The organism is Rhodanobacter sp. UC4452_H20 (genome assembly GCF_052978205.1).
The window spans coordinates 1,605,895-1,627,843 of sequence record NZ_CM129662.1 but is presented as its reverse complement, the minus strand read 5'-3'; the positions used below and the strand labels follow the sequence as shown (position 1 = coordinate 1,627,843).

General features: G+C 69.0%; 18 protein-coding genes. 10 read left to right on the top strand and 8 right to left on the bottom strand.

Annotation, left to right across the window (positions count from 1 at the left end; all coding sequences use genetic code 11):
• The first annotated feature begins 427 nt into the window (after positions 1 to 427).
• Positions 428 to 1,231 (top strand): hypothetical protein, encoded by an 804-nt coding sequence (locus ACVCMC_RS07785; protein ID WP_447099283.1) that lies wholly within the window; start codon positions 428 to 430, stop codon positions 1,229 to 1,231.
• A gap of 112 nt (positions 1,232 to 1,343) precedes the next feature.
• Positions 1,344 to 1,985 carry an NAD-dependent dehydratase gene (locus tag ACVCMC_RS07780; RefSeq protein ID WP_447099282.1) on the top strand — a complete coding sequence of 214 codons (642 nt, stop codon included), beginning with the start codon at positions 1,344 to 1,346 and terminating at the stop codon, positions 1,983 to 1,985.
• Positions 1,986 to 2,001: 16 nt separating this feature from the next.
• Here ACVCMC_RS07780 and ACVCMC_RS07775 read toward each other — a convergent pair whose 3' ends face one another.
• Both ACVCMC_RS07775 and ACVCMC_RS07770 read right to left on the bottom strand, forming a co-directional pair.
• Positions 2,002 to 2,757, bottom strand: coding sequence for a M90 family metallopeptidase (locus ACVCMC_RS07775; RefSeq protein WP_395117418.1), 756 nt, complete (start codon positions 2,755 to 2,757; stop codon positions 2,002 to 2,004).
• A gap of 94 nt (positions 2,758 to 2,851) precedes the next feature.
• The gene (locus tag ACVCMC_RS07770) at positions 2,852 to 6,079 is read right to left on the bottom strand and encodes an EAL domain-containing protein (RefSeq protein ID WP_447099281.1); all 3,228 of its coding nucleotides are present in this window, start codon (positions 6,077 to 6,079) and stop codon (positions 2,852 to 2,854) included.
• A 523-nt stretch (positions 6,080 to 6,602) separates the two neighbouring features.
• Here ACVCMC_RS07770 and ACVCMC_RS07765 point away from each other — a divergent pair.
• On the top strand, positions 6,603 to 7,097 hold the full coding sequence (locus ACVCMC_RS07765) for a cupin domain-containing protein (protein ID WP_447099280.1): 495 nt from the start codon (positions 6,603 to 6,605) through the stop codon (positions 7,095 to 7,097).
• A 26-nt stretch (positions 7,098 to 7,123) separates the two neighbouring features.
• Here ACVCMC_RS07765 and ACVCMC_RS07760 read toward each other — a convergent pair whose 3' ends face one another.
• Both ACVCMC_RS07760 and ACVCMC_RS07755 read right to left on the bottom strand, forming a co-directional pair.
• Positions 7,124 to 7,672: a hypothetical protein gene (locus ACVCMC_RS07760; protein WP_395117426.1), complete on the bottom strand. Its 549-nt coding sequence runs from the start codon at positions 7,670 to 7,672 to the stop codon at positions 7,124 to 7,126.
• A gap of 18 nt (positions 7,673 to 7,690) precedes the next feature.
• The gene (locus ACVCMC_RS07755; protein WP_447099279.1) at positions 7,691 to 8,758 is read right to left on the bottom strand and encodes a DUF5694 domain-containing protein; all 1,068 of its coding nucleotides are present in this window, start codon (positions 8,756 to 8,758) and stop codon (positions 7,691 to 7,693) included.
• Between the two features lie 471 nt (positions 8,759 to 9,229).
• Between ACVCMC_RS07755 and ACVCMC_RS07750 the strand changes: the two genes are divergently transcribed.
• From ACVCMC_RS07750 to ACVCMC_RS07735, 4 genes are all read left to right on the top strand, one after another.
• Positions 9,230 to 9,562, top strand: coding sequence for a hypothetical protein (locus ACVCMC_RS07750; protein WP_447099278.1), 333 nt, complete (start codon positions 9,230 to 9,232; stop codon positions 9,560 to 9,562).
• 69 nt (positions 9,563 to 9,631) lie between these two features.
• A complete protein-coding gene (locus ACVCMC_RS07745) occupies positions 9,632 to 10,690 on the top strand; it encodes a radical SAM protein (protein WP_447099277.1) in 1,059 nt (352 codons plus the stop codon).
• Positions 10,691 to 10,710: 20 nt separating this feature from the next.
• Entirely contained in the window at positions 10,711 to 12,141 is a 1,431-nt protein-coding gene (locus ACVCMC_RS07740) for a hypothetical protein (RefSeq protein ID WP_447099276.1), read from the top strand.
• Between the two features lie 56 nt (positions 12,142 to 12,197).
• A complete protein-coding gene (locus ACVCMC_RS07735; protein WP_447099275.1) occupies positions 12,198 to 12,863 on the top strand; it encodes a glutathione S-transferase N-terminal domain-containing protein in 666 nt (221 codons plus the stop codon).
• Between the two features lie 42 nt (positions 12,864 to 12,905).
• Here ACVCMC_RS07735 and ACVCMC_RS07730 read toward each other — a convergent pair whose 3' ends face one another.
• The 4 genes from ACVCMC_RS07730 to ACVCMC_RS07715 all read right to left on the bottom strand — a co-directional run bounded on the left by ACVCMC_RS07730 (position 12,906) and on the right by ACVCMC_RS07715 (position 17,058).
• Positions 12,906 to 13,655, bottom strand: a complete 750-nt coding sequence (locus tag ACVCMC_RS07730; RefSeq protein ID WP_447099274.1) for a class I SAM-dependent methyltransferase — start codon at positions 13,653 to 13,655, stop codon at positions 12,906 to 12,908.
• Positions 13,656 to 13,695: 40 nt separating this feature from the next.
• A complete protein-coding gene (locus ACVCMC_RS07725; protein ID WP_447099273.1) occupies positions 13,696 to 14,379 on the bottom strand; it encodes an SDR family NAD(P)-dependent oxidoreductase in 684 nt (227 codons plus the stop codon).
• 72 nt (positions 14,380 to 14,451) lie between these two features.
• A complete protein-coding gene (locus ACVCMC_RS07720; RefSeq protein ID WP_447099272.1) occupies positions 14,452 to 15,744 on the bottom strand; it encodes a M24 family metallopeptidase in 1,293 nt (430 codons plus the stop codon).
• A gap of 48 nt (positions 15,745 to 15,792) precedes the next feature.
• Positions 15,793 to 17,058: an MFS transporter gene (locus ACVCMC_RS07715; protein WP_447099271.1), complete on the bottom strand. Its 1,266-nt coding sequence runs from the start codon at positions 17,056 to 17,058 to the stop codon at positions 15,793 to 15,795.
• A 367-nt stretch (positions 17,059 to 17,425) separates the two neighbouring features.
• On the opposite strand from ACVCMC_RS07715, the gene ACVCMC_RS07710 reads away from it, so the two are divergent.
• The 3 genes from ACVCMC_RS07710 to ACVCMC_RS07700 all read left to right on the top strand — a co-directional run bounded on the left by ACVCMC_RS07710 (position 17,426) and on the right by ACVCMC_RS07700 (position 21,871).
• Complete coding sequence (locus ACVCMC_RS07710) at positions 17,426 to 19,342, top strand: M61 family metallopeptidase (RefSeq protein WP_447099472.1); 1,917 nt, start codon at positions 17,426 to 17,428, stop codon at positions 19,340 to 19,342.
• A 131-nt stretch (positions 19,343 to 19,473) separates the two neighbouring features.
• On the top strand, positions 19,474 to 20,331 hold the full coding sequence (locus ACVCMC_RS07705; RefSeq protein ID WP_447099270.1) for an endonuclease/exonuclease/phosphatase family protein: 858 nt from the start codon (positions 19,474 to 19,476) through the stop codon (positions 20,329 to 20,331).
• Positions 20,332 to 20,656: 325 nt separating this feature from the next.
• Positions 20,657 to 21,871: a serine hydrolase domain-containing protein gene (locus ACVCMC_RS07700; RefSeq protein WP_447099269.1), complete on the top strand. Its 1,215-nt coding sequence runs from the start codon at positions 20,657 to 20,659 to the stop codon at positions 21,869 to 21,871.
• The last annotated feature ends 78 nt before the right edge of the window (positions 21,872 to 21,949 follow it).

Sequence of the window (21,949 nt, the reverse complement as noted above, 5' to 3'; positions counted from 1 at the left end):
AACAGGGGGGAAGCAGCGGACAGAGTAGCCGAGGTTTGCGGAAATGGATGCCCGATTTTCTCAGGCCACGCACAGGCCGGTTCACCGCCCCTGCGGCCGATTGGACGTCCATCCATACCTTCCACGTTCGCATTGTCCCTGGCAGCTTTTTGGCTCTCCGGCCGGCTGTTGCGGTCCCATCCGGGAAAGCTCACCATGCGCGACGTGCGCGAGTGCCTTGTCGTACTCGACCGCATGAGTGTGCGATGGGGTAGTGAGGGGAAGTACCAGTTTTGGGGCAGGCACGAACGCCGCCGTTTGCCTGGATGTCCGGCTGGGACACCGGCGCCTGTGCCGTTGGACTCACCTGTGCTCTCGGCGCCGCGACCCACTCGGTGGCCGAGCCCGGTTGAGCCATCCGTTGTGGAAAGAACCAATCGGGGATGCCATGACCACGAATCACGCGCAGGCGCTTGACCTACCCACCAGTCCGAACCTCATGGCGGCCGTCGACCGCTGGATCTGGGTCTTCATGGCGGCATTCTTCATCGCCATCACGCTGACCGGATTCGTGCCGGACTCGCTGCAGAAAGTCGCCATGGTCCGGGCCGGGGCAAGGCCGCCGTTCCCGCCGGTACTGCATGTGCATGCCGTGTTGATGGGCTCGTTTCTGGTCCTGCTGCTCGTCCAGTCCTGGCTGATGGCGACCGGCCGGCGCCAGCGGCACATGCTGCTGGGGCGCTTGGCTTTCGTGCTGGTCCCGGCCATCATCGTCACCGGTTTCCTCCTGGTCCCGACGATTTACCGACAGGTCTGGAACGGGGCGCACGTCGCGCCGTCGCCGGTGCGTGAACAGCTCCAGCAGACGCTCCTTTTCCTCGACAACATCGCCTTGCTGCAGCTGCAGGCCGGCATCCTGTTTGCCGTTTTCATCTGGCTCGCCTTGCGTGCGCGACGCACCGATCCGGACTTCCACAAGCGGATGATGTTCCTGGCCATAGCCTTGCCGCTGCAGGCGGCGATCGATCGCATCGGCTGGTTGCCGTCGATCCATCCCGGTCCGTTCTCGACCGACCTCTACACGCTGCTTGCGGTGTCGCCGCTGTTCCTGTGGGACGTGGTCAGGCAGCGCCCGGTGCAGCGGGTCTATCTGATCTGGCTTGGCCTGTTCCTGCCGGTGGCTGTTGCCGTCAACCTGCTGTGGGACATGCCGGGCTGGCACGCGCTGGTGCCGAAGGTGCTGGCGCCCTGACGGAGGCCGGCGCGGTCGCGACGCATCGCGCGGGTAACATCTGAAGCGCGGGACGCTCGACGCGTGGTCCGCCGAGTCGTCCATTGCGTTTTCCTGTCCTCCGGAGGCATGCATGTCGCGAGTGTTGCTGTGCGGTGCCACCGGCTTGGTCGGACGCGAGGTGCTGCGGATGGCGCTGGATGATGCCGCCGTCACCCGGGTGGTGGCGCCGACGCGGCGGCCGCTGCCGGCGCATCCCAAACTGGTGAACCCCGTGGTCGACTTCGAGCAGCTGCCGGCCGATGCCGCGTGGTGGCAGGCCGATGCGGCGATCTGCACGTTGGGTACCACGCTGCGCGATGCCGGCTCGCCCGCGGCGTTCCGGCGGGTGGATTTCGATTACGTGCTGACGTTTGCGCGACTGGCGCGGGCCGGTGGCGCGCAGGCCTTCGCACTGACCTCGTCATGGGGTGCCGACGTGGCATCGCGCTACTTCTACCTGCGCATCAAGGGCGAGGTGGAGCAGGCGGTGCAGGCACTGGGTTATCCCTCGCTGACCGTGCTGCGGCCCTCGCTGATCGGCGGCGAGCGCGAGCGGCGGCGGCTGCGCGAGCAGCTCGGCATGCGTGTGCTGCAGGCGCTGGCGCCGATCGTGCCGCGACACTGGCGCATCGTCCCGGCGCCGCGAATCGCGCAGGCATTGCTGCAGTCGGCGCTGGCGATGACCCCCGGCTGCGCGGTGATTTCCCCGGAGCAGTTGCTGTCGCCGGCATGAAGCGGCGGGCGCCGGCCTACAGCGGATGCTGGCGATAGAACAGCTCGAGTTGCCGGTAGACCTCCGGCAAGTGCTCGCGCAGGTTGGCCGGAGCCTCGAAAAACTGCTCGCTGCACACGGCGAAGAACTCGGCCGGGTTTTCCAGCGCGTACGCGTCGATCGGCAGCTCGTCGCCGTTGTTGCGTGCCTGCTTGAGGCGATGCCATGCGTCAGAGAACACCTGCGACCACCGCCTGGCATCCATGCGCCGGTGCAGTGGCGGGAAGCCGTTCGCCTCGCCGTTGAGCATGTCGAGCTTGTGCGCCATCTCGTGGATGACCACGTTGTGGCCGGGCTTCTTTCCGCTGTCCAGCACTTCCGCCCACGACAGGATGACCGGACCGCGGCCCCACGCCTCGCCGGCCAGCAGGCTGTGGCCCTGGTGGACCACGCCGGCGGCGTCCACGTGCTGGCGCTGCGGCATGAATGCATCCGGGTAGACGATGATGCTGTGCCAGCCGTCGTACCAGTCCATGCCCAGTTTCAGGATGGGCATGCAGGCATGCGCCGCCAGCAACACGCGGTCGACGTCGCCCAGCGGCAAGCCTTCCACCGGCTCCAGCGATTTGCGTTCGAGGAACAGCGTGGCCAGCACGCGCAGCGCAGCCTGGTCCGACGCGCCCAGCCGGCGCGCGGCGGTGCAGCGTTGCAGCGCCTCGCGCCAGAGCGCTTCGGCGATCGGGCGCCGGGTGACGGTGCGCCGTGCGCGCCAGTTGCGGAAGATGTCGAACATGGCCACATGCTGGAGGGGGAGCTCCGGAACATCTGGGCCGTCGCGCCGTTACTCAAGCGGGCGGGCGATGCATAAGCACGGGCGGTGCGGCGATTCAGACCGGCGCGGGGTGCGCTTCCAGCGTGGCCTCGAACTCCGCCGGCGGCAGCGGGTGGCCGATCAGATAACCCTGGAACACGTCGCAGCCCTGGGTCAGCAGGAACTGCCGTTGCGCGATGGTTTCCACGCCTTCGGCGATCACTTCCAGGCCCAGGCCGCGGCCCATGCCGATGATGGTCTGCGCCACCATCGCGCCGTTGGCGTCCTCCGGCAGGCAGGCAACGAAGGACTGGTCGATCTTCAGCTGGTCCAGCGGCAGGCGCGAGAGATAGGTCAGCGAGGAATAGCCGGTGCCGAAGTCGTCCAGCGAGATGCGGATGCCTTGCGCACGCAGCGCGGTGAGCTTGACCGCCGCCTCGGCGAGGTCGTCCATGATCGTGGTTTCGGTGATTTCCAGTTTCAGCCGCGACGGATCGGCACCGGTGGCCGCCAGCGCCTGGCACACGCCGTCCACGAAGTGCGGCTGGGCGAACTGCCGCGCGCTGACGTTGATCGCCAGGGTCAGCGACTGCGTGGCCGGCCGGCTCGACCAGGCCACCAGCAACTCGCAGGCGCGCTGCAGCACCCAGTCGCCCAGCGGCAGGATCAGCCCGCTCTCCTCTGCCACCGGGATGAACACGGTGGGCGATATCGCCACGCCGCGGCGCGTCCAGCGCAGCAGCGCTTCGGCGCCGAGCACGCGGCCGTAGCGGTCGACCTGCGCCTGGAGGTTCAGTGCCATCGCGCCTTGGGCGATCGCGTCGCGCAGGTCGTGCACGAGGCCGTCGCGCTGCGCCAGTTCGGCCAGCATCTCCGGCTCGAAGCGGCATACCTGGTCGCGGCCGGCCGCCTTGGCGCTGTACATCGCCAGCTCCGCCTCGCGCAGCGCCGATTCGGGCGTGTCGTGGCCGGCCGCCAACTCGGACCAGCCGATGCTGGCGGTGATCGTCACCGGCGCGTCGCTGGCCAGCCGGAACGGCTCGTGCAGCGCCTCGCGCACGCACTCGGCGCACTCGCGGGCGCGCTGCGCGCGTTCGCTGCGGTTGCTCCGCTCGCACGGCAGGGCGAGCGCGAACGTGCCGCCGCCCAATCGCGCCAGTACGCAGCCGTCTTCCAGCAGCCGGCGCAGGCGCTGCGCGATCAGGGTCAGCAGGTGATCGCCGGCGGCGTGGCCGCGCAGATCGTTGACGCGCTTGAAGTGGTCCAGGTCGACCAGCAGCAGCAGCGCGCGAAAACCTTCGGCCTGACCCAGCAGGTGCTTGAGGTGGTTGCGCAGGAAATGCCGGTTCGGCAGATCGGTGAGCGGGTCGAAGAAGGTCATGTGGTCGACGCTGGCGTGGGCCTCGCGCTCGCTGGTCAGGTCGACCATGGTGCAGACGCGGTGGGTGACCTGGCCTTGCGCGTCGGCGACTGCCGAAGTGGCCGCGCGCACCACCCGCGGCTGGCCGTGCTTGACCTGGATCCAGCGCTCCTCCTGCCAGAAGCCGTCGGGGCCGAGCTGCTCGTGGTGCTCGTGCGCCGGCGCGTTGTCGTCGCGGCGCGCCCAGACCTGCGACGAGGGCTGCCCCCGCACCTCGTCCAGGCGATAGCCGGTGAGCCGGGTGAACGCCTGGTTGACGCGCTGGATGGTGCCGTGGGCGTCGGTCACCATCAGCGCCTCCTGGGTCTGGAAGGCCACCGCGGCCAGGCGCAGTTCGCTGTCGGCGCGTTTGCGCTCGGTGATGTCCTGCGCGTAGAGGATCGCGTAGAGCGCCGCGCCGTCCTCGTCGTGGATCACCGAGCAGTCCAGTTTCGCGGGAAAGCGACGCCCGTCGCGGGTGATCTGTTCGGTTTCCCAGACCAGGTGCGCGAGGCGGTCGGCCTGCGCCCATTGTTCGTGCTGGCGGGCAAGGACGTCGGGCGGGAACAGTGCGTCGACAGGCGTGCCGACCATTTCCTCGGGCGCGTAGCCGCGCTCGCTGGCGAACACCGGGTTGACCGCGGTCAGCAAGCGCGTGCGCGAGTCGCAGATGGCCACGCCGAAGGCGGCGTTCTGGAACGCGTGCGCCCACAATCGCAGTTGCGCCTCGCTGTGCAGGCGCCGGGTGACGTCGCGCGCCACGGTGAGCACGCCGTGGATCGCGCCGGTGGGATCGTGCAGCGGCACCTTGCTCAGTTCCAGTTGCCGGCTGTCGCCGTCCGGTGCCTCGTACGGCACGACCGCATTGCTCGGCTGTCCGTTCGACAGCACGCCCTGGCTCATCGAGCGCGATGCGGCGGCGAAGCGCGTGTTGCGCTCGTCGAAGGCGTCGAACGTCGTGCGGCCGAGCAGCGATTCGCTCGTGCGCCCGAACAGGCCGCAGGCGCGGTCGTTGCAATCGGTGAGCACGCCCTTGCCGTCGCTGACCCACATCGCGTCCGGGCTGGCGTCGAACAGGGCGCGCAGGTTGCGCTTCTGCGCGCGCAGCTCGCGGGTGCGCACGGCCACCGTGCGGCGCAGCGACCATACCCACAAGGCCAGCAACACGGCCAGCGCCAGTCCCACGATCAGCGCGATGCGCGCCGTCCGCGCGAAAGGTTGCGACATGGCGGGACGATCCAGCCAGCGCTCACGCAGGGCGGCGCGTTCGGCCGGCGTGATCATCGCCATGCCGCGCTCCACCGTCTGCAGCATCGCGCTGTTGCCCGCGCGCACGGCGCGGCGGGGCTGGCCGGTATAGAGGATGTAGGCGAGGTAGAACTTGTCCAGCGCGGCGTAGCGGTAGAGGTAGTAGTTGGCCGGGTTGGTGTCCATGCAGAACACGCCGATGTTGCCGCCGACCGCAGCCTGGATGATCTCCTTGTAATTGGTGTATTCGTGCAGGTCGGTGATGCCTTGACTTCGCATGTGTTCGGCGCAGGCGTCGCCGCGCTCCACCGCCACGGGAAAGCCGCGCAGGCCGGTGCTGTCGGCGATGCCGCGGATGCTGCGCGCCACGTAGATGCCCACGGCCTGCTTCGCGTACGGTGCGGAGAACTCGTACAGGGGCACGCGCTCCGGCGTGAGGTAGATCATGTCGATCACGTCGGCCTTGCCGGCCAGCAACTCCTTCTGCGCTTCGCTCCAGGCCATCGGCTCCAGCTCCACCTGGATGCCGGTGCGCTGCTGGAACAGCCGCCACATGTCGACTTCGTAGCCCTGCGGCTTGCCATTGCCGTCGAGGAACAGGAAGGGCGGATAGTTGTTGTCGGTGACCACGCGGATGCGCGCGGGGGTGGGCGACATGGCGGCGGACGTCGAGGCGCTCGGCGGCGGCGACGCGGCCACTGCCGCAAATGCCGCTGCCAGGCCACAGAACGCTCCTCCGATGCATGCCGTGCGCCATCGCTTCATGCAGATGCCTCTTGCGGTCGCGGTCCCCGTTGCGAAGTTCAACCATACCCCAATCGGCGCGGTCCGGCGCAGGCCGGCCCGGTTCGCCGCGGGGCATCTCTGCCTTGTAGCGGCGTCGCCGGGAATCTCTTGAACATGGCGCGCATGCCGTGCGCGTGAGTCGGCGGCTGTTCCGGCCTGGCGCCGAGGCCAGCCAGCCGGTGCCGAACCCGGCGGTGCGCCGCCTGGCCGCAGTCATCCGCCGCCGCATCGCCGGCAAGGGCCATCTGCTCGACGTCTCCCCGCAGCTTTGTTTCAATGCGTACCTGCATGCCGAGAGTGCGGCGACGGTGCCACGCCACGAAACGCTGTCGCAATTTGCGGCGCGACGGTGTTCTTCCGTGAGGACAGCTTCTGTCGAACGGAGGATGCACCCATGAACACGACATGCGCGATCGCCTTGCTGGCGCTTTCACTGGAACTGGCCCCGACCCCCGCCGCGGCCGCGCCGCCTGCTGTTGCTGCCGTGCAGCTCGCGCCCGGCGACCTGAAATGGATGCCGGCGCCGCCGGTGCTGCCCAAGGGTGTGCAACTGGCGGTGCTGAGCGGCAATCCGTTCGCGGAAGGGTTCACCACCTTGCGCCTGAAGATCCCGCCGCACACCGTACTCGCGCCGCACTGGCACCCGACCGCGGAGGGTTTCACCGTGCTGCAGGGAACCTTCCACATCGGCATGGGCGACCAGGTGGACAAGGCCGCGGCCAAGGCGCTGCCGGCGATGAGCTACGCGTCGCTGCCGGCGATGCACCACCACTACGCCTATACCGCGGACGAGGGCGTGGTCATCGACCTGAGTTTCTACGGGCCGTTCCAGATCCACTACGTGCATCCGGCCGACGATCCGTCGCGGGTGGCCGCGACGAAGCCCTGACGGCGGATCGTGCGGCGTCCTAGGTCCTAGATGCCTGCGTGGTACGGTCGGCCGGCCACGCAGTTGTCTACTTCCTGCTGGCTGATGTGCGCGTAGGGCCGCAGGTTCACCACCGCTTGCACCATCCGGTCCTGGCGCTGCACCACGTCAGCCAACGCAGCGCAGAATTCGGGCGAGTGGGACAGAGCGAGGCCTTGCTGCTCCAGTTTGTTCTCCATCTTGTCCAGGCGGCCGGTCATCATCGCGAACACGGTCCTGGCCATGACGTGCCGGGTCATGTGCGCGGCCTTGTCCAGCGAGAGATCCACCAGCGCGATCACCGCCTCGCGGTAGCGCAGCGCCTCGGCCTTCTGCGCAGCGGAGAGCGCCAGCGGATCGTTGCCGATCTTCACCGCGCCGGAGGCGTCGATGCTGGCGTCGGGATGGCCCTTGGCGTTCATGCCCAGCGGCTCGCGATGCACCTCGGCACGCGCCGATTCGATCTCGCGCGTGGCCACGCCCGAGCAGCCCGTGCCAAGCATGGCCACGAGGATGAGGAGGGCGCCAGCCAGGCGCGGTCGATTTGCCTGAAACATGCGGGATTCCCGGGGCGGTTACTGCAGCACTTTTTCCGCGTCGACGATGGCCACGCCCTGCATCTGGCCCAGCAGGCTGTCGAACCACGGCTTGTGGGTGGCGCCGACGATGCACAGCACGCGGGCACCGGGACGTTCGCGAAATGCCGCGCGCACGTTGGCCACCATGCGCAGGTTGCGCGTCTCCCAGCCGGCGACGTAGATGCGCGCCAGGTGGCCGGGCGACTCATCGCGCATCGCCGCGCCCATGTCGGCGTCGATCTGCCTGCGCAGGACCTCGGGCCGGTTGATGAAGCGGTACAGCGCGAGCATGTCGCCGCGACCGGTGAGTGTTTCCTGTTGTCTGCGATCGGCCGCCACTTCGCCCGCGCTGGCGGCCCAGGCATTGCGGATCGCGTTGGCGTAAGCGGGCACGTCGGGCACGTCCACGTTGTCGCCGGAGTGGTCGTCGACCGGATACACGCGTTGCAGGCCCAGCCGTGCGGCGAGGCGCGCGGCGATCTGCAGGTCCTCGCCGTTTCGCGTCTGCAGTTCGCGCAGGCGGGTGGCCAGCGCATCGTCCAGGCCATCACCGGCGTGTCGTTCGGCCTGTGGCAACTGCAGCCACTGGGTCAGCGCCGAGGCATCGTCGCCGCTGGCGAGAAACAGCGCGGCCAGGTGCCGGCGCTGCGCCGCGTGCGGCCGTGCCGGCCAGTGTGCGAGCGACTCCTTCACCGCGGCCACCGCAGCGGGAACGTCCAGGCCGGTGGCTTTCTTCGCCGCCGTGGTGTCGCTGCAATAAGTCGCGACGTCTTGCGCCGCGTAGAGCGCCGGGTTGCGTTTCATCATCGCGCAGCTTTCGCCGGGGATCGCCTCGACGGTGATGATGTCGGGCCTGAACGCGGCCAGCTTCGCCAGCACCGGCTGCAAGGTATCGGCCTTGAACCCGTCGGGCATCTGCGACAGATGCACGCTGCCCAGCACCAGCACCTGCGACGACGGACCGGTCATGCCCTGGTCCAGCCCGGGCAGGTCGACCTGCGCCAGCGCCGTGCCCGACCACAGCAGCGCCGCCAGCAGGCCACAGCTCGTCCATCGATTCGTCATGCGTCGCTCCGTGGCGGCAGGTGTGGGGAAGTATTGGCGCCGGGCCCGACCTCGCCGGCCATTGCATCGGCGCGACCGCGCGCCGCCGTCACGCCATGGTGCGGGCATGCACCGACACGGGCACGTGCGAAAAGTCACGAGGGATGTCGGGAGCGCCGCAGGAAAAAAAGCGAGGTGCGCGGCGTGGGTTCATTCCGCACGGCAGTGTGCAAATAGGAATGACGCCTGGTGGGTATCACCTGACCCGGGGGAACGCGGTAGCGGGTCATTCGCGCCCCGGTTCGCGGCGCGTGGACGTGCGGCGGCCGCGCTGCGGCGCGGTCGCGGTGCCGTTGCGTGCTGGCATGTCGCTTGCTGGACATGGCGTCGGGGGCGGGCGATCGGACTCCGGCGGCGGGCAGGCCGCCGGGTTCCGGTTGTCACAGCCGCCTTCGCCCGGGCAACCGGCAATCCAGCGCAGGAGGCTTCTTCATGGCCACGACTCGCAAGATCACAAGCAACGTCAACAGGGGCTCGGCCAAACTGTTCGCCCTCAAACCGCACGATCACGCCGGCATTGCCAAGGCGCTCGGCATGGCACGCAGCGATTACGAAGTGAAGTGGTGGTGGAAATACGGACAGCCGGCGATCGACCTGATCCAGGCACAACTGGAGGTCAACGCCAAGCAACTCGGCCCGGTGGTGAGCCAGCTGATGCGGCTGAACGGTCCGACGCTGCAGGTCAGCGCATCGTGCTTCCCCTACGGCATCCCGGTGCCGGAGTGGTTCCGGCTCGAAGTGAATATCCGCAACGCCGGTCGCTAGAGGCCGACTGATGCATCCAAGTGGCCGGGAGCCATCGCCCGGCCGCCGTTGCCTTGCCGCGAGAACGTCATGGGCCCGACCGGCGACGTCGTCAACGTCATCCAGATCCACCCCACGCTGCGCTGCAACCTGCGTTGCCGGCATTGCTACTCGACCTCCGGTCCGGAGCAGCGCGGCGAGCTGGACGTGGAGCTGCTCGAGCGATTCCTCGCCGACGCAGCGGGGGAGGGTTACAACGCGATCGGCATGTCCGGCGGCGAACCGCTGACCTGGAAGCCGCTGCCGCGCCTGCTGGCCTGCGCGCGGTCGCTGGGTTTCGCCACCTCGGTCACCAGCAACGGTTTGCTGCTCGATGCGCGGCGGCTGGCGCAACTGGCGCCGCATCTCGGGCTGCTGGCGATCAGCCTCGATGGCGTGCCGGAGAGCCACAACCGCATGCGCAACCGCGCGCATGCGTTCGAGCAGATGCGCGCCAAACTCGACCTGCTGCGCGCGGCCGGCGTGCCGTTCGGTTTCATCTTCACGCTGACCATGGACAACCTGCCGGAGCTGGATTGGGTCGCCGGCCTTGCCGCGACCGAGGGCGCGCGGTTGCTGCAGATCCATCCGCTGGAACAGGTCGGCCGCGCCCGCGAGTACGAGCTGCGTCCGCCGGACGACCTGGAGCTGGCGTACGGGTTTCTCGTAGTGGCGCGGCTGCAGCGGCAGTACCGGGAGCAGCTGACCTTGCAGTACGACGTGGCCGATCGCCAGCTGATCGCGCGCGAACCCTGCCGTGCCTTTGCCGGCCCGGCGGTGGCCGCGGACGTGGCCGCCGATGCGCGGCTGGCCGCGCTGGTCTCGCCGCTGGTGGTGCAGGAGGATGGCTGGGTGGTGCCGATCCAGCACGGCTTCGCCACCACCCATGCGATCGCGCGACTCGATCGCGGCCCGTTCCGCATGCAGGCTGCGCGCTGGAAGCGCGAACGCTATCCGCGCTTCCGCCATCTCGCCGAGCAGGTCTGGGCCGACATGCGCGACGCGCCGGAGCACCTGCCGTTCACCAACTGGTATGCCGCGATCACCACGGCCAGCGCGCATCGACCGGCGCGGCGGCCGCTGACGACGCCGGTGCGGTTGACGGCCTAGGCGAACCTTCGGGGGACGACATGCGCAGATGCATCACCATGGGGTTGATCGCGGGCCTTGCCTGCCTCGGCAGTGTCGATGCACTGGCGCAGCCGCCAGCGCAATCGCTGCAGCAGTTGCACAAGCACGAGGCATTGGTGCCGGTGGCGAAGGCGGCGAGCAGCGTCACGCATGTGTCTGCCCCGAGTGCGGAGCAACACGTGGCGTTGAGTGATGCGATGCTGCACGTAGTGGCGGGGCAGCCGCCGCTGCCGGCGTCGGCAACCACCACCAGGCCGGCCGCCGTACTCAGCCCGGCTGCCGCACGGGCGGCGCAGAAGTTCCATCTCGACCCGCTGGCCCTGAGCAGCGGCGAGGTGAAGGCGGTGTCCGGCAGCCATGTCGAAGTGGTCAATCCCGATACGGTTGCCGAACAGGCACGGCCGGGTTCGGTCTTCGTCACCCGCACCGGTACCGGCGCGACCCGGGTGGCGCTGTCGGCGCCGCTGCGCGCGGCGCTGCCGGCCGGGGCGCAGACATCCGCCGTGCGGCTGGGTTATGTGGTGAGCGCCACCACCGGGGCGGAGGCCAGCCCGGTGCGGCTGGCTGCGCTCATCGCCGACAACACCGGGCTGGTGCTGGACGCTGCGCATTCCGCCTGGCGCGGCGGCTTCTCGGTGGCGCTGTCCAATCTCGACGATCCCGCCGATCGGCGCCCGCTGAACACGCCGGTAACCGTGGCGATCACCGCGGCCGGTGCCTCCGACGTGACGCCCGCGCCGCTCAGCATCGCCGACGTCGGGCGCTGGCATGCGGTGCGCGTGACCGTGCCGGATTTCCCCGGCGATCGCTACCACGTGTCGGTCAGCGCCGACCCGCAGGATCGCGGCAACGCGATCGACCTGCCGGTGGTGAAACCCACCATCGAGGTGATCGCCGCCAATCCGCAGATCGCCGGCTGGGGCATCGGCCAGACCGCGATCACGCTGCGCGCCCGCGGCCTGGTCACGCCCGACGGCTATCCGGTGACGCTGCGCAACGAGCACGGCTCGCTCGACCCCACCTACGTGAAGCTCGACGCGCAGGGCGTGGCCACCGCGCGGCTGCGCTCTGATTCGGCCAGCTCCACCAGCGTGAGTGTCGCCGACGCCGGCGTGGTTTCCCAACCGGCCACCGTGGTGTTCACCGCGCCGTGGCTGTTCCTGGCCGCGGCTGTTGCCGGCGGTCTCCTCGGTGCGTTCATCCGCGGCAAGGGGCGCCGCCGAGCCTGGTACGCGTTGGCGATCGGCGTGGCGTCGGCGATCCTGATGACGCTGGCCTACGCAGTTGGCATCGACTGGGTCAGCCGCGCGCTGCCGTCGGCGCACCTGGCCACCTCCGGCGAGGCGGTGATCTTCGTGCTGGGCGCGATCGCCGCGCTGCTCGGCGTGGGCGTGCTGCTGCCGGCGGGTGGGGGAGGGAAGGACGCTTGATCGGGGGACGCAGACGGCGGCGATAATGACGGGACTCTCCTGTGCGAGGCGCCGCGATGTCCGTTCGATCCGACGAGGCCGCTGCGAGCCCGCTGCCGCGCATCACCGGGCGCAGCAGCTCCCACTACACCCGTCTGGCGCGCATGTTCGCGCTCGAGCTGGACGTGGCCTGCGAGTTTGCGCCGGTGTACGACCTGGCCTCGCTGGACGAGCGCAGCTACACGGGCAACCCCGCCCTCAAGTTGCCGGTGCTCAGTCATGGCGGGACAGTGGTTTTCGGGACCGAGAACATCTGCCGCACGCTGGCGGAGCTCGCCCCGCGCTCCGCCGTGATTCTCTGGCCCGAGAATCTGCGTGACGCGCCGGCGCGCAACGCGCAGGAGCTGGTCTGGCACGCGATGCAGGCCCAGGTGCAGCTCGGGTTCGGCACGCAGATCGCGGGGCTTTCGCCGGACAGCATCTACTTCGTCAAGGCGGCCACGGGCCTGCGCAACGCACTGGCGTGGCTTGACGAGCGGGCGCCCTCGATCATCGCCACCCTGCCGCCGCACGATCTGGGCATGCTGGAAGTGTCGCTGTTCTGCCTGCTCGAACACCTGGCCTTCCGCACTACCGTGCCACTCGCGCCGTATGTGCGACTCGGCGATTTCGCCCGCGTCTTCGGGCAGCGGGCTTCGGCGCGAAGCACGGCTTATCGGTTTGACACGCCCGCTCGGGATTGAAGCGGTCGGCCCCGGCGAAGCGCTGCACCGAGCCTGGCGACGTCAGCTCGCCTCCGCGCGCACCAGCCACACCTCGCCGCGGCGTGCGCGCGGCAGGCCGTTGAACAAGGCGAACCATGGTGCGAGCAGGCGCACGGTCCAGCCCAGCCGGCGGATGCGGCGGAACGGGCTGGAGACGGCGCGTTCGGCGCGGATGGTGAAGCCGGCTTCCTGCAGCGCCTTTTCCAGCACCCACGGGCTGAGCGGGGTGATGTGGCCCTGTTCGCGGTAGTCGATGTCGCGAAACCACTGGAACTGGCCCGTGCGCAGGAACAGCGCCTGCGAGACCGGGTTGGCGATGTTCGGCGTGGACAGCACCAGTTGCCCGCCGACCGGCAGCAGGGCGCGGATCTGCCGCAGCACCTCGCGGGGGTTTTCCAGGTGCTCGACGATTTCCAGCGCCATCACCGCGTCGAAGCCCTGCGGCCATTGCGCGGCGAATGCGCCGTTGAGGTCGGCCGCGACGAAGGGCACGTCGGTCGGCTTGAAGCTTTCGGGAAACAGGTCGCTGGCGGTGACGTGAAAACCCAGGTCGGTCAGCCGCAACGACATCGCGCCGCTGCCGGCCCCGAACTCCAGCACGCGCGCGCCCGCGCTCGCCGCGCCGACCAGCAGTTCGGTGGCCGCCTCATGCAATCCGGGGGCGGCGTAGATCGGCAGGCCCTTGTACTCGCGCATCGGCTGGCCCGCGAAGCCGGTGCGGAAGTTCTCGGCGCGCGCGCTGGCCTGGTCGACCACGGAGGGAGTGGGCATGGGCGTCGTGGTGGGCGGCTGGAGGGTTGAGGGGCGACGGTCACACGCGCCCGGTCACCGGGATCAGGGCGCCGGTGATGGCGGCGGACTGTTTCGACAGCAGGAACACGATCACGTCGGCCAGTTGCTCCGGTTTGACCCAGCGCGTGAAGTCGGCCTTCGGCATGTCGGCGCGGTTGGGCGGCGTGTCGAGGATGCTGGGCAGCAGCGCGTTGACGGTGATGTCGCGCTCCTTGAGCTCCTCGGCGAGCGATTCGGTGAAACGCATCACGCCGGACTTGGAGGCGGTATAGGCCGCCACGCCGGCGCCGGCCTTGAGCGCGGACGCGGCGCCGATGTTGATGATGCGTCCGCCGGCATGCAGGTGTTTCAGCGCGGCCTGGCTCGCCGCGACGGCGGTGCGCAGGTTGACCCGGTAGAGCAGGTCCCAGGTGTCCGCGTTGCCGTCGGCCACGCTCTCGTAGCGAAACATGCCGGCGATGTTGACCAGCGCGTCGAGCCCGCCCATGGCCTCGGCGGCAGTGTCCAGCGCGTTCGCCGCGGCGGCGGGATCGGCCAGGTCGACGCCGCCGATGCAGCTGGCCGCGCCGATGCCTGCGCTCGGTGCGGGGGCACGATCGATGGCGGCGACGCGGGCGCCGGCGGCCAGCGCCGCCTGCACCGTGGCGAGGCCCAGGGTGCCGAAACCGCCGGTGACGGCGACGCGCAGGTGGTCCAGTTGCATGGTGTTCTCCCGAGGCTGTCCGCCGGACAGGATAGCCTGCCGCGCAGGCCGTACAAAGAAAACGCCAGCCGATCAGCCGAACGGCAGTTCGATCGACGGGCTCTGCGGGGTGAACCAGCGTGCGCCGTCGTCGGTGATGTGCATGTCGTCCTCCAGCCGCACGCCGAACTCGCCGGGGAGGTAGATGCCCGGCTCGTCGCTGAAGGTCATGCCCGTTTCGAGCGCGCGCTTGTTGCCCTGCACGAGGTAGTACCACTCGTGCATGTCCATGCCGATGCCATGGCCGAGGCGGTGGCTGAAGTACTTGTAGCCGGGGCCGTAGCCGGCGTCGACGATGACCTTGCGCGCGGCGGCGTCCACCGATTCCATGGTGGCGCCGGGGTGCGCGGCCTTCAGCGCCGCCTGCTGCGCGCGGTGCACGATGTCGAACACGCGCTTCATCTTGTCGCTGGCCTTGCCCAGCACGAAGGTACGGGTGAGGTCGCTCTGGTAGCCGCCGACCTTGCAGCCGTCGTCGAGCATGATCACGGTGCCCTCGCTGATGTGCTGCGGCAGCGGCGAGCCGTGCGGCGAGGCGGTGAACGCGCCGACGTTGACGCTGGCGTCGCCGCGCAGGCCCTGGCGTGCGTAGGCCGCATCCACCAGGGCGGAAATCTGCTGCTGGGTCATGCCCGGCTGCAACGCCTTCCACACCGCGTGGTACACCGCCAGGGTGGCGTCGTTGGCCAGTTGCATCAGCGCCAGCTCGGCCGGGCTCTTGATCGCACGGCAACCGGCGGTGACCGGCGTGGCGCTGACCAGCTTCACGTGCGGCGCCGCGGCGGCGATGCCGAACTGCGTGGCCGAGCGCAGTTGCTCCTCGATGCCCAGCGTGCCGGTGGCCATGCGCCATTCGGCGAGCACGCCGGCGATCAGCGCGTACGGGCTCTCGAACTCCTGCCAGGTGCGCACGTCCTTCCTGCCGAAGGCGATCTGCTCCAGCGTGCGTTCGCGCTCGAACGCCGGCGTGATGTAGACCGGGTCCCCCGATTTTGGCAGCAGCATGCCGGTGGTGCGTTCGCTGACCCACCAGTGCATGCCGGTGAAGTATTCGAGCGAACTGCCGCCGCCCATGAACACCGCGTCCATCCCGTGCTCGGCCATCAGCCGCTGTGCCTTGCGCAGGCGTCCTTCGCGCTCGGCATCGGTGATCGGCACGGCGCGCGGCGCCACCGGTTCCAGCGCCAGTATCGAGGGCGGCAGTGCACTGCCCGTGTCGCCCGCACTGGCGGTACCGGCGCCCAGCAGCGGCAGCGCAGCGGCGCCCAGCGCGGAGTGTTTCAGGAAGCGGCGTCGCGATGGCTGGAGGGTTTCATCGTGGCTCATGGGTGTTCGCCTGGCATGGAGAATGAAAGGTTCGCACACCCGGCGCGGTCACGCGCGCGCAGGCGGTCGCACGTCGGGCAGGAACACCGCCAGCAATCCCAGCAGCGGCAGGAACGCGCAGACCTGGTACACGAACACGATGCCGTAGTGGTCCGCCACCACGCCGAGCACGGCCGCGCCGATGCCGCCGAGGCCGAACGAAAGCCCGTAGAACATGCCTGACACCATGCCGACGCGGTGGGGCATCATGTCCTGCGCGTAGACGATGATCGCCGGGAAGGCCGATGCCAGCACCACGCCGATCACCACGCTCAGGCCCACCGTCCATGCCAGCCCCACGTGCGGCAGCAGCAGGGTGAACGGCGCGATGCCGAGTATCGACACCCAGATCACCTGCTTGCGCCCGATGCGGTCGCCGAGCGGGCCGCCGAACAGGGTGCCGGCGGCCACGGCCATCAGGAACACCGCCAGCAGGTGCGTGGCGGTGGTCATCGACAGGCCGAAGTGGTGGATCAGGTAGAACTCGTAGTAGCTGCTGATGCTGGCCAGGTAGAAGAACTTGGAGAACATCAGCACCATCAGCACGCCCAGCGTGCGGCGCACCACCGGCGCGGGGAACGGCGGCTGGTCCGAGGCCAGGTGCTTGCGCACGCGCTCCTCGATGTGTCGGCTGTACCAGCGGCTGACCTGCAGCAGCACCACGATGCCCAGCAGCGCCGCCAGCCCGAACCAGCCCACGTGCGCGCGGCCCAGCGTGAGCACCACGCCCGCCGCCATCAGCGGCCCCAGCGCCTGGCCCAGGTTGCCGCCGATCTGGAACACCGACTGCGCCAGGCCATAGCGCCCGCCCGAGGCCATCCGCGCCACCCGCGAGGATTCCGGATGGAACGCCGAAGAGCCGCAGCCGATCAGCGCCACCGCCAGCAACAGCACCGGGTAGCTCGGCGCCACCGACATCAGCAACAGGCCGGCCAGGGTGAAGCACATGCCGACCGGCAGGGTGTACGGCAGCGGATGCCGGTCGGTGACCATGCCCACCACCGGCTGCAGCAGCGAGGCGGTCAGCTGGAAGGTCAGCGTGATCGCGCCGATCTGGAAAAAGCTCAGCGCGAACTCGCCCTTGAGCAGCGGGTAGATCGCCAGGATCACCGACTGCATCATGTCGTTGAGCACGTGCACGAAACTCACCGCGCCCAGCACGCCGTAGCGCGTGGTCGACAGCGGCGTGGTGGTCGCCGCCGCGATCACCGGCGGCGCGCCGCCCGCTTCGCTGGCGGTGGCGAGGGAGGAAGTGTTCGACACGGTGTCTTTCATGCGGGGAAGCATCACGGGTGGAGGGGTGCCTGCCGTGCCCACGCCGCACGCCGGATCGGGCCGCCGGCCGCACCGGGCAGCGCAGTCACGCGGTCGGCCATCAGCGCCGCTCAGGATACGCCGCGGGTCGCCGTCGTCCAAGCAAATGCCTGCGTCGCGCGAACCCGCCACCCGGCAACCCGTGCCGCGTCACGCGGAAGCCTTGTCGTGGAAAGCAGGTCGCGTGCTACCTGCCGGTACATGGCCGCAGGTTCCTGCGGGCAGGGGTACGCTGCCATGCGCCAGGGCAGTGGTGCTAGTTTGATGCACTTCCCGCCGCATCACGGAGTCGCCCATGCCCGCTCGTCCTTCCGCCCGCTCGTCGGCCATGCGCCGGCTGGCTTGCACTTGCATGCTGGCGACTTCGCTGGCGCTGTTTGCCGGCACCGCGCTGGCGCAGCAACAGCGCAGCCTGCAGGTGCCGGACCCGCAGGACACGCCGTACGCCGGTACGATCGCGCTGCATGTCGATGCCAGCGACACGGCGCAGGGCATCTTCCGCGTGCAGGAGACGATTCCGGTCACGGCCGGTGCGCTGACCTTGCTGTATCCGCAGTGGATTCCCGGCGACCACTCGCCCACCGGCCCGATCGACATGCTGGCCGGACTGAAGCTCCGCGCCGACGGCAAGCCGGTGGCGTGGAAGCGCGACAAGTACAACGTCTACGCGTTCCACCTCGACGTGCCCGCAGGCGCGTCCAGCCTGGACGTGCAGTTCCAGTACCTGTCGCCGCGCCGCGGCGGCTTCGAGATCACCGACCGCATGATGGACATGGCGTGGAGCAAGGTCGCGCTGTATCCGGCCGGGCACTACACGCGCGGCATCACGGTCGCGCCCAGCCTCACGCTGGCGCCGGGCTGGCAGTTCGGCACTGCGCTGGAAACCTCGGCGCGCAAGGGCGACACCGTCACGTTCAAGCCGGTGACCTTCAACACGCTGGTGGATTCGCCGGTCTACGCGGGGCGTTATTTCAAGCGCGTGGACCTTGCCCCGGACAGCAAGGTGCCGGTGCACCTGGACATCGTCGCGGATGCGCCGAAGTACCTGGAGATCACCCCGCAGCAGCTGAAGGCGCACCGCGCGCTGGTGACCCAGGCGGTGAAGCTGTTCGGCTCGCAGCACTACGACCACTACGACTTCCTGTTCTCGCTGTCGGACGTGCTGGCCGGCAACGGCACCGAGCACCACCAGTCCAGCGAGAACGGCCTGGACGCGGACTACTTCACCGCCTGGTCCGACACCGCGCCCAACCGCGACCTGCTGGCGCACGAGTACACCCATTCGTGGAACGGCAAGTTCCGCCGTCCGGCGGATCTGTGGACACCGAACTTCAACGTGCCGATGGGCGATTCGCTGCTGTGGGTGTACGAGGGCCAGACCCAGTACTGGGGCTTCGTGCTGACCGCGCGCTCCGGCCTGTGGACGGCGCAGCAGTTCCGCGATGCGCTGGCGATGGTCGCGGCCAATTACGACCGCAACCGGGTCGGCTTCGGCTGGCGCACGCTGGAGGACACTACCAACGATCCCACCGCTGCGCTGCGCGCGGCGCTGCCGTACCGCAGCTGGCAAATGAGCGAGGAGTACTACAGCGGCGGCCAGATGATGTGGCTGGCGGTGGATGCAAAAATTCGCAGCCTCACGCACGGGCGCAAATCGCTGGATGATTTCGCCCGTGCCTTCTTCGGCGTCGACGACGGCAGCTTCGTCACCAGGACCTATACCTTCGACGATGTGGTGGCGGCACTGAACGGCGTGGCGAAGAACGACTGGGCGAGCTTCCTGCACGCGCGCGTGGACACGCTGGATCCCCCGCTGGCCAGCGGCCTGGCCGCTACCGGCTGGAAGCTGGTCTACACCGACCAGCCCAGCGCCTATGAAAAGCAGTACGAGAGCCGCCCGGAATCGCCGCGGCACATCTTCAACTTCGCCTGGTCGATCGGGCTGACGCTCACCAAGGGCGGCGAGATCAACGACGTGCGCTGGGACGGCCCGGCGTTCAGGGCCGGCGTGAGCACCGGCGCCACCGTGGTCGCGGTGAACGGGCAGGCGTACGGCACCGACGTGCTCAAGGACGCGATCACCGCGGCCAAGGGCAACCAGACGCCGATCAAGCTGCTGCTGAAATACCAAGGCAGCCTCCGCACCGTGGCGGTGGACTACCACGGCGGGCTGCAGTATCCGCACCTGCAGCGCATCGAGGGCACGCCGGATTACCTCGGCGACATCATCGCGGCACGGAAGTAGAGCCGCGAGCGCGGGTGTAAAGCCCCTCTCCCTCTGGGAGATGGGTTGGGGTGAGGGTTCGGCTGGAGCGAGGAATCCAACCCCAATCGAACCTCATCCGATTTGCTTCAAGAGATCTGGAGGACAGAACCATGAGCCCACGTCACTGGATTGCGATGTTCGCCTGCGCGCTGGCAGTGGGGGTGTCGGTCACGGCATCGGCAGGCACCACACCGCTGCGCGTGATGACCTTCAACGTGCGCGTGCCGGTGGACCAGGGTGCCAACGCGTGGGAGAACCGGCGCGAGCTGATGGTGCAGGTGATCCGCGCGCAGCACCCGGACGTGCTCGGCACGCAGGAGCTGACCGAGGAGCAGGGCGAATACCTCGCCGCGCATCTGCCCGGCTACGCCTGGTTCGGCCAGGGTCGCGAGGGTGGCAGCAAGGGCGAGCACATGGGCGTGTTCTACCGCACCGATCGGCTGGAGGTGCTGCGCTCCGGCGATTTCTGGCTGTCCGACACGCCGGACGTACCCGGCAGCATCACCTGGGGCCAGCCGTATCCGCGCATGGTCACCTGGGCGCGGTTCCGCCTGCGCGATGGCGGCGGCACGTTCGACTACCTCAACACGCACTTCCCCTACCGCGACCAGGACGTGCGCCCGCGCATGCTCAGCGCCGCCGAAATCCTGCGCTGGATCGACCAGCTGCCGGCCGATGCGCGGGTCATCCTCACCGGCGATTTCAACTGTGCGCCGGACACGCCGGTGCACGCGAAGCTGACCGCCGGCTTGCATGACGCCTGGATCGAAGCCGCCACGCGCTCGGGCCCGGCAAGGACGTTCCACAACTTCACCGGCACGCCCGACCGGCGCATCGACTGGATTCTCAGCCGCGGCTTCAAGGCGCGCACGGTGAGCACGGTGACCACGCATGAAGGTGCGCGCTATCCCTCCGATCACTTCCCGGTGGTGGCCGAGCTGGTGGCGACGCCGCCCGCGGTCCAATGAGCGACGCCCGGCCTGCACGAGCCTGCTGGCGGGTGATGCTGTTGGGGCGGGGGTCAGGGATTCGGGATTCGGGATTCGCAAGGTGAAGAGCATCGCCCGCGAGCGGGCTCCCGCGGGGCCCCGGCGGGTTTGAGTCGTCCTGCATTCGACCTGGCGGTGCATTCTTCACGACCGCCATGCCAGCGACGCGAGTCATGTCGCTGACCTGAGGCATGACGACCCGTGAGGCTGACGACTAGAATCGAACGGCTGTCGCACCGGCGAATGCAGCCTTTGCCCATTCTCCGGCTGACGCAATCGCGTTCGCCCCACCATCGGAACCATCATGCGTTCGACCCTCGGCTTGCGTCTGCTTTCCCTCGTGCTGTGCCTGGCTGTGCCGCTGCCGCTGTTGGCCAAAGATGCGCCCAGCGTGGGTCAGCAACGCGAGGACGTGCTGTTCTGGACGCAGGCGCAGCGCACGGCGCAGTTTCCGCGCATGTACGAGCTGTTTCCCGCTGACCGCGTGGCGCACGGCAGCCACGTGCACGCCTTGCCCGAGGGTGAGCCGCTGGTTCCGCGCTGGGACGCCGCCGGCGTCACGCTGGCCGGCTACATGAGCGAGCACCACCTGGCTGGCGTGATGGTGCTGCAGCATGGCCGCATCCGTATTCAGCGCTACGCACCCGGCTTCGGACCCGCGCAGCGCTGGACGTCGTTCTCGGTGGCCAAGTCGGTCACCTCGACCCTGCTCGGCATCGCGCTGCGTCGCGGCGACATCCACGGCATGGACGACACGCTGGAGACCTACATCCCGCAATTGCGCGGCACCGCCTACGCCAAGGTCACCGTGCAGCAGTTGCTGACGATGACCTCCGGCGTGCGCTGGAACGAGGATTACGACGACCCGCGTTCCGACGTGGCGCAGATGTACCGCAGCGCCTGCGAGAACGGCCAGCCGCACGTGATCTCGTACCTGGCCAAGCTGCCGCGAGCCTGGCCCGCCGGCACGCACTGGAACTACAACACCGCCGAAACCGACCTGCTCGGCATCCTGGTCCAGCGCGCCACCGGCCAGTCGCTGGCGGGCTATCTGTCGCAGACGATCTGGAAGCCGTACGGCATGACCTCGGACGCGTACTGGCTGAAGGACGAATGCGACGGCAGCGACACCGGCGGCAGCGGGCTCTCCGCCACCCTGGCCGACTACGCGCGCATCGGCCAGTTCATGCTCGACGGCGGCCGCATCGACGGCCAGCCGGTGATCGCCGACGCGTGGCTGCACGGTGCCATGCGCAAGCAGCAGGAGTTGGCCAGCCCCGGCCACGGCTACGGCTACCTGTGGTGGACCGATGCCGACGGCAGCTACGCCGCGATCGGCATCTTCGGCCAGATGGTCTACGTCGATCCGGCGCGGCAACTCGTGATCGTGCAGGTGGGTGCGTGGCCGCAGGCGACCTCGAAGGCGCTGGTAGCCTCGCGTCGTGCCTTCATCAAGGCGGTGCAGCGCGGCGCGGATGCATCCTCCGACGCGCCCCCGTCCCTCAACCGTTCCCGCTGAGGGCAGCCCGTGCAGCGGGCGCCGTCGAAACGCCGCCGCATCCTCATCGCGCATCGCGAGCAACGCGTAGGGCGGGCA

Excerpts from the sequence above, each read along its gene's own strand:
- ACVCMC_RS07785 (WP_447099283.1), top strand. The coding sequence starts at position 428 with ATGACCACGAATCACGCGCAGGCGCTTGACCTACCCACCAGTCCGAAC.
- ACVCMC_RS07780 (WP_447099282.1), top strand. The coding sequence starts at position 1,344 with ATGTCGCGAGTGTTGCTGTGCGGTGCCACCGGCTTGGTCGGACGCGAG.
- ACVCMC_RS07775 (WP_395117418.1), bottom strand. The coding sequence starts at position 2,757 with ATGTTCGACATCTTCCGCAACTGGCGCGCACGGCGCACCGTCACCCGG.
- ACVCMC_RS07770 (WP_447099281.1), bottom strand. The coding sequence starts at position 6,079 with ATGTCGCCCACCCCCGCGCGCATCCGCGTGGTCACCGACAACAACTAT.
- ACVCMC_RS07765 (WP_447099280.1), top strand. The coding sequence starts at position 6,603 with ATGAACACGACATGCGCGATCGCCTTGCTGGCGCTTTCACTGGAACTG.
- ACVCMC_RS07760 (WP_395117426.1), bottom strand. The coding sequence starts at position 7,672 with ATGTTTCAGGCAAATCGACCGCGCCTGGCTGGCGCCCTCCTCATCCTC.
- ACVCMC_RS07755 (WP_447099279.1), bottom strand. The coding sequence starts at position 8,758 with ATGACGAATCGATGGACGAGCTGTGGCCTGCTGGCGGCGCTGCTGTGG.
- ACVCMC_RS07750 (WP_447099278.1), top strand. The coding sequence starts at position 9,230 with ATGGCCACGACTCGCAAGATCACAAGCAACGTCAACAGGGGCTCGGCC.
- ACVCMC_RS07745 (WP_447099277.1), top strand. The coding sequence starts at position 9,632 with ATGGGCCCGACCGGCGACGTCGTCAACGTCATCCAGATCCACCCCACG.
- ACVCMC_RS07740 (WP_447099276.1), top strand. The coding sequence starts at position 10,711 with ATGCGCAGATGCATCACCATGGGGTTGATCGCGGGCCTTGCCTGCCTC.
- ACVCMC_RS07735 (WP_447099275.1), top strand. The coding sequence starts at position 12,198 with ATGTCCGTTCGATCCGACGAGGCCGCTGCGAGCCCGCTGCCGCGCATC.
- ACVCMC_RS07730 (WP_447099274.1), bottom strand. The coding sequence starts at position 13,655 with ATGCCCACTCCCTCCGTGGTCGACCAGGCCAGCGCGCGCGCCGAGAAC.
- ACVCMC_RS07725 (WP_447099273.1), bottom strand. The coding sequence starts at position 14,379 with ATGCAACTGGACCACCTGCGCGTCGCCGTCACCGGCGGTTTCGGCACC.
- ACVCMC_RS07720 (WP_447099272.1), bottom strand. The coding sequence starts at position 15,744 with ATGAGCCACGATGAAACCCTCCAGCCATCGCGACGCCGCTTCCTGAAA.
- ACVCMC_RS07715 (WP_447099271.1), bottom strand. The coding sequence starts at position 17,058 with ATGAAAGACACCGTGTCGAACACTTCCTCCCTCGCCACCGCCAGCGAA.
- ACVCMC_RS07710 (WP_447099472.1), top strand. The coding sequence starts at position 17,426 with ATGCGCCGGCTGGCTTGCACTTGCATGCTGGCGACTTCGCTGGCGCTG.
- ACVCMC_RS07705 (WP_447099270.1), top strand. The coding sequence starts at position 19,474 with ATGAGCCCACGTCACTGGATTGCGATGTTCGCCTGCGCGCTGGCAGTG.
- ACVCMC_RS07700 (WP_447099269.1), top strand. The coding sequence starts at position 20,657 with ATGCGTTCGACCCTCGGCTTGCGTCTGCTTTCCCTCGTGCTGTGCCTG.